The sequence below is a fragment of the Vibrio sp. 2130-1 genome, assembly GCF_033339515.1.
The window spans coordinates 1-871 of the sequence record NZ_JAWOUT010000139.1 but is presented as its reverse complement, the minus strand read 5'-3'; the positions used below and the strand labels follow the sequence as shown (position 1 = coordinate 871).

Sequence of the window (871 nt, the reverse complement as noted above, 5' to 3'; positions counted from 1 at the left end):
TAAAGAGCATATCGTAGGGCTGAATTGTGGTCGTTGGGATTACATTTTCAGTTACATCAAAACACTGAAGAAACACCCAGATCGTGTTCTGCCGGATCGCCAAGTCGTCACCATGGACAAACCATTTTTGAACGCCTATTCGCGTTTGCTGGTTCGTACTTGTCACAAGCGTGGTGCTTTCGCGATGGGAGGAATGGCCGCCTTTATTCCCGCGAAAGACTCGCAAGAAAACCAGAAAGTGTTGGATAAAATTCACAACGATAAGTCACTTGAAGCGAATAACGGTCACGACGGTACGTGGGTTGCCCACCCGGGTCTAGCCGATACTGCTATGGAAGTATTCAGTGCGGCACTTGGAGAGCGAACAAATCAACTAGATGTTAGTCGCTCCGAAGATGCGCCAATTACCGCAGCCGAGTTGCTAGAACCGTGTGACGGTGAACGTACAGAAGAAGGCATGCGCCACAACATTCGCGTTGCGCTGCAATACATCGAAGCTTGGATTTCTGGAAACGGCTGTGTACCAATCTACGGATTAATGGAAGATGCTGCGACTGCTGAGATTTCTCGCGCCTCAATCTGGCAATGGATTCAGCACGGTAAGTCACTCGACAATGGTCAACAGGTGACAAAAGCACTGTTCGAAACCTACTTGCAAGAAGAAGTAGAAGTAGTGAAACAAGAAGTGGGCGAAGAACGTTATCAAGCCGGGCGTTTTGAAGAGGCCGCACAATTGATGGCGAAGCTAACAACTAGCGATGAGCTAACCAACTTTTTAACCGTCCCTGGTTATGACTACCTGGACTAAGAATTCTTAACTGTAATACCAATAACGTGAAAACTTTCGAGGCAGATAGGGATGTACTGCCTG

Annotated in this window: 1 pseudogene; it reads left to right on the top strand. The window is 47.6% G+C overall.

Annotated features, from left to right (window positions below):
• A pseudogene (locus R7Q09_RS24745) lies at positions 1–808 on the top strand (malate synthase A); the annotation flags it as partial.
• Positions 809–871 lie beyond the last annotated feature (63 nt).